Annotated in this window: 3 protein-coding genes and 1 pseudogene; all 4 read left to right on the forward strand. The window is 72.5% G+C overall.

Going from position 1 to position 5,088, the window contains the following annotated elements; genetic code table 11:
• A pseudogene (locus ACFE86_RS21050) lies at positions 1-302 on the forward strand (xanthine dehydrogenase family protein subunit M); the annotation flags it as partial.
• A 33-nt stretch (positions 303-335) separates the two neighbouring features.
• Positions 336-2,561 carry a molybdopterin cofactor-binding domain-containing protein gene (locus tag ACFE86_RS21055; protein ID WP_375457270.1) on the forward strand — a complete coding sequence of 742 codons (2,226 nt, stop codon included), beginning with the start codon at positions 336-338 and terminating at the stop codon, positions 2,559-2,561.
• 77 nt (positions 2,562-2,638) lie between these two features.
• Positions 2,639-4,171, forward strand: a complete 1,533-nt coding sequence (locus tag ACFE86_RS21060; protein ID WP_375457271.1) for a class I adenylate-forming enzyme family protein — start codon at positions 2,639-2,641, stop codon at positions 4,169-4,171.
• A gap of 60 nt (positions 4,172-4,231) precedes the next feature.
• On the forward strand, positions 4,232-5,020 hold the full coding sequence (locus tag ACFE86_RS21065; protein WP_375457272.1) for a glycosyltransferase family 2 protein: 789 nt from the start codon (positions 4,232-4,234) through the stop codon (positions 5,018-5,020).
• Positions 5,021-5,088 lie beyond the last annotated feature (68 nt).

Here is a 5,088-nt window from a genome sequence, read left to right on the forward strand (position 1 = left end):
GCCTGCACATCTACCGCAAGGTCCGCGACCGCGCCTCCTACGCCTTCGCCACGGTCTCCGTGGCGGCCGTCATCGGCAAGGCGGACGGGAGGATCGGCCGGGCGCGCTTGGCCTTCGGCGGCCTCGCCCACGTGCCGTGGCGGGTCGAGGCTGCCGAGACGGCCCTGGTGAGCGCCGGGCAAGCGGATGATGCGGCGGACGCCGTCCTCGCCGGCGCCCGCGGCTACGGAAGCAACGACTTCAAGATCCCGCTGACCCGGCGGACGCTGCGCGCGGTGGTGGCCGAAGCCTCCCGCGCCTGAGCCCGTCCCCGCCCCCGCATTCAGGATCGCCCCATGGAGATGAACCAGCCGGTCGGCGTCACGCCGCTCGACGGCAAGCCCGGCGGCCTCGTCGGCCGGCCGATCGACCGCATCGACGGCCGCCTCAAGGTGATGGGCCGCGCGCCCTACGCCTACGAGACCCGCGAGCTGAAGAACGTCGCCTACGGCGTCATCGTCGGCGCGCGGATCGCGAGCGGCACGATCCGGGCGATCGACACGGCCGCGGCGGCGAAGGCGCCCGGCGTCATCCACGTGATGACGCACGAGAACGTGCCGGAGCAGGGCGAGAAGAAGGAGCAGGTCTGGCCGCAGCTTGCCGGCACCGCGATCACGTTCTTCGACCAGCCTGTGGCCTTCGTCGTCGCCGAGACCTTCGAGCAGGCACGTGCGGCGGCGGCGCTGGTGAGGGTCTCCTACGATGTCCGCAAGCCGAAGGCGTCGCTGCGCGAGGCGATGCCGCAGACCTACAAGCCCAAGGCCGCGCAGACCGACCCGGATTCCGCGCTCGGCGATTTCGACGGCGCCTTTGCCGCCGCCCCGGTGACGCTCGACGTCGAATACGCCACGCCCTCGCAGGTCCACGCGCAGATGGAGCCGCACGCGACGATCGCCTCGTGGGACGGCGACCACGTGGTGCTCTACACCGCCAACCAGATGCTGAACCGCGGGCAGAAGTCCCTGGCGCAGGTGCTGAAGCTGCCGGTCGAGAACGTCCGGCTGGTGAGCCGCTACATCGGCGGCGGGTTCGGCGCGAAGCTCCAGCCGACGCCGGAGGCGACGCTCGCCGCGCTCGCCTCGAAGGCGGTCTCGCGCCCGGTGAAGGTGGCGCTGACGCGCCAGCAGGAGTTCCACGTCGGCACCCACCGCAGCGACACCATCCAGCGCATCCGCCTCGGTGCCGACCGAGAGGGGCGCCTGACCGCCATCGCGCACGAATCCTGGTCCGACACCGCCGAGGGCGACGCGTTCTTCGAGACGTCCGCCAACGTGACGCGGGCGCTCTACGCCGCCCCGAACCGGCTCACCCGGCACCGGCTCGCCACGCTGAACCTGCCGATCGCCTCCTCGATGCGCGCGCCGGGCGAGGCCGTCGGCATGCTCGCCTTCGAATGCGCCATGGACGAGCTCGCCGAGCGGATGGGCATCGATCCGATCGAACTCCGCATCCGCAACGAGCCGACGCAGGACCCCGAGAAGCAGGTTCCGTTCTCGACCCGCCAGCTCGTGCCCTGCATGCGCGAGGGCGCGCGGCTGTTCGGGTGGGACCGGCGCGGAGCCGCGGGCGCGACGCGCGACGGCGCCTGGATGGTCGGGATGGGCATGTCGGCCGCCGCCCGCCTCAACCCGCTGATGGCGTCCTCGGCCTCCGTGCGGCTCGGGCCGGACGGTACGCTCACCGTGCGGATGGCGATGACCGACATCGGCACCGGCACCTACACCATCCTCGCCCAGATCGCCGGCGCGATGATGGGCCTGCCGATCGACCGCATCTGCGTCGAGATCGGCGACACCCTGTTCCCGGCGGCCGCCGGCTCGGGCGGCTCGTTCGGCGCGGGCTCGGCGGGCTCGGCGCTGTACGTCGCCTGCGACAACCTCCGCCGGAAGCTCGTCGCGGCCACGGACCTCAATCCGGACGGCGCCGTCTTCGCCGACGGCCGCGTCACCTCGGGCAACCGTTCGGAGGCGCTGTCCGACCTTGCCGGGGCGAACGGCGTCGAGGCCGAGGGCGAGATCAAGCCCGGAACGATGAAGGAGGCGTTCTCGCAGTATTCGTTCGGTGCGCATTTCGCCGAGGTCGGCGTCGACCGTGACACCGGCGAGATCCGGCTGCGGCGGATGCTCGGCGTGTTCACCGGCGGGCGCGTCCTCAACGCCAAGACCGCCCGCAGTCAGGCGATCGGCGGCATGACCTTCGGCGTCGGCGCGGCCCTGATGGAGGATGCGGTGATCGATCCCCGCTACGCCAGCTTCGTCAACCACGATCTGGCCGAGTACCACGTGCCGGTGCATGCCGACATCCCGGCGATCGAGGCGGTGTTCCTGCCCGAACTCGACGACAAGGCGAACCCGCTGAAGAGCAAGGGTCTCGGCGAGCTCGGGATCTGCGGCGCCGGCGCGGCGCTGGCCAACGCCGTCCACAACGCCACCGGCATCCGCATCCGCGACTACCCGCTGACGCTGGACAAGGTGCTCAAGGGCTTCGAGGAGCAGGAGGGCCGGGCACCGCGGCGCGCCTGAGCGCCCGACGCGCGGTTGACGGAGCCGGCGCCCCTGACGGACACCCGCACGACGTGCGAACGTCCGGGAAGCCCGACATGGTGTCCGACGACCGTCATCCCCCCGCGCGCTTCAACGCGGCCCGCTACTGCCTCGGCGAGAACGCGCGGGCGCGGCCGGACAAGACCGCGCTGTCCATGGTCGGCGCGGACGACGCCGTCTCGCGCGTCACCTTCGGCGAGGCCGACCGCGCCGTCCGCGGCATCGCCGCGGGGCTCCTGCGGTCGGGGCTTCGGCCCGGCGACCGGGTGATGATCCGCATGGGCAACGAGGTCGACTACGTCCTCGTCTATTTCGGCGCGCTGGCCGCCGGGCTCGTGGCCCTGCCGTCCTCGCCGCAGCTCACGCCAGCCGAGGCGGCGTTCCTGATGGACGATTCGGGCGCCGCCGCGGTCGCGGTCGGCGCCGGGTGCGCGGTCGATCCGGCCGACCTCGGCGGCCGCATCTTGCTCGACGCCGCCGCGATCGCCGCGATGAAGGCCGGCCCGCCGGTCGCCGGCTACGCCGACACGGCAGCCGGCGACCAGGCGACCCTGGTCTACACCTCCGGCACCACGAGCCGGCCGAAGGGCGTGCTGCACGGCCACCGCACCATCTACGCCCACCGGCCGATGCTGGCGCACTGGCTCGGCCTCTCCGAGGCCGACGTGATGCTGCATGCGGGCACCATGAACTGGACCTATACGCTGGGCGTCGGCATCACCGACCCGTGGTCGATCGGCGCCGCCGCGGTGCTCTACGACGGGCCGCGCGACCCGGCGGTGTGGCCGCGCCTGATCGCGCGCCATCGCGCGAGCGTGTTCGCCGCCGTCCCGAGCCTCTACCGGCAGATCCTGAAATACGGCGATCCGGCGCGCTTCGACCTGTCGAGCCTGCGCCACGGCTGCACCGCCGGCGAGGCGCTGCCGCCCGACCTCCTCGATGCCTGGACCCGGGCCACGGGCAAGCCGGTCTACGAGGCGCTCGGCATGAGCGAGATCTCGACCTACGCCTCGACCGGCCCGACGATCCCGCAACGCCGCGGCTCGCCCGGCAAGCCCCAGCCGGGGCGCCGCGTGGCTATCCTGCCGGTGGACGGGCCGCCCGAGCCGTTGCCGGCAGGCGGGACGGGGCTGCTCGCCGTGCACCGTTCGGAGCCGGGGCTGATGCTCGGCTACTGGCACCGGCCCGCCGGGGAGGGCCAAGTGATGCGCGGCGACTGGTTCGCCGGGGGCGACCTCGCGCACCTCGACGCCGACGGCTACCTCTGGTTCGAGGGCCGCAACGACGACCTGATGAACGCGATGGGCTACCGCGTCTCGCCGAACGAGGTCGAGGCCGTGCTGATCGAACACCCCTCGGTGGCCGAGGCCGGCGTCGCCGCCGTCGCGGTGCGGGCCGACGTCGCGGTGATCTGCGGGTTCGTCGTGCTCGAGCCCGGCGCCGAGCCCGACCGGGACGCCCTGCTCGCCTGGTGCGGCGACCGGTTCGCGGCCTACAAGCGCCCGCGCGAGATCCGCTTCCTCGACGCCCTGCCGCGCACCGCCAACGGCAAGCTCCAGCGCGGGCGGCTGGCCGCCGCGGAGCCTTGAGCGTCGCTTGTCCGCGGGGCGCCCGCCCGGTAGGGGTGGCCTCCGCGACGCCGTGACGCCATGCAGATCTCCATCTTCATCATCGCCCGCAACGAGGCGGACCGCATCGGCGCGACGATCCGCGCGGTGCGCGACCTGACCGACGACCTCGTGGTGGTGGATTCCGGCTCGACGGACGGCACGCAGGCGCTCGCCGCCTCGCTCGGCGCCCGGGTGATCCACAACGACTGGCCCGGCTACGGCCCGCAGAAGCGGTTCGCCGAGGACCTGTGCCGCCACGACTGGCTGCTCAACCTCGACGCCGACGAGGTGGTGCCGCCCGACCTCGCGGCCAACATCCGGGCGCTGTTCGCGGACGGCGAGCCGAGCCGGCCCGCGTGGCGCATCGCCATCGCGGAGGTCTTCCCCGGCGAGGACCGCCCCCACCCGTGGGCCTACGCGCTGACGCCGGTGCGGCTCTACCGCAGGGATCGCGGCCGCTACGCGCCCTCCCCGGTCCACGACCGCGTCGAGCTTCAGCCGAGCGTCGTGGCCGGCCGCCTCAAGGGAGTGATCCACCACTTCTCGGTGCGCTCGCTCGGGGACCAGCTCGACAAGCTCAACCGCTATTCCGACCAGCAGGCGGACGACCTTGCGGCCCGCGGCATCGCGCTTCCGACGTGGCGCATCTTCGTCGAACTGCCGGGCAACTTCCTCAAGGCCTATGTCGGCCGCCGCCACTGCGTGCGCGGGGTCTACGGCTTCCTGACGGCCATGAACTATGCGATCGCACGCCACCTGCGCATCGCCAAGCACTACGAACGCCGCAGGGCAGCCGCGCCGCTTGACCGCCCCGACACGAACTTTTAGAGCCAACGGCGCTGGAGACGTGGCCGAGCGGCTGAAGGCACTCGTTTGCTAAATGAGCATACCCAGAA

It is taken from the genome of uncultured Methylobacterium sp. (assembly GCF_964244095.1).
Classification (GTDB): domain Bacteria; phylum Pseudomonadota; class Alphaproteobacteria; order Rhizobiales; family Beijerinckiaceae; genus Methylobacterium.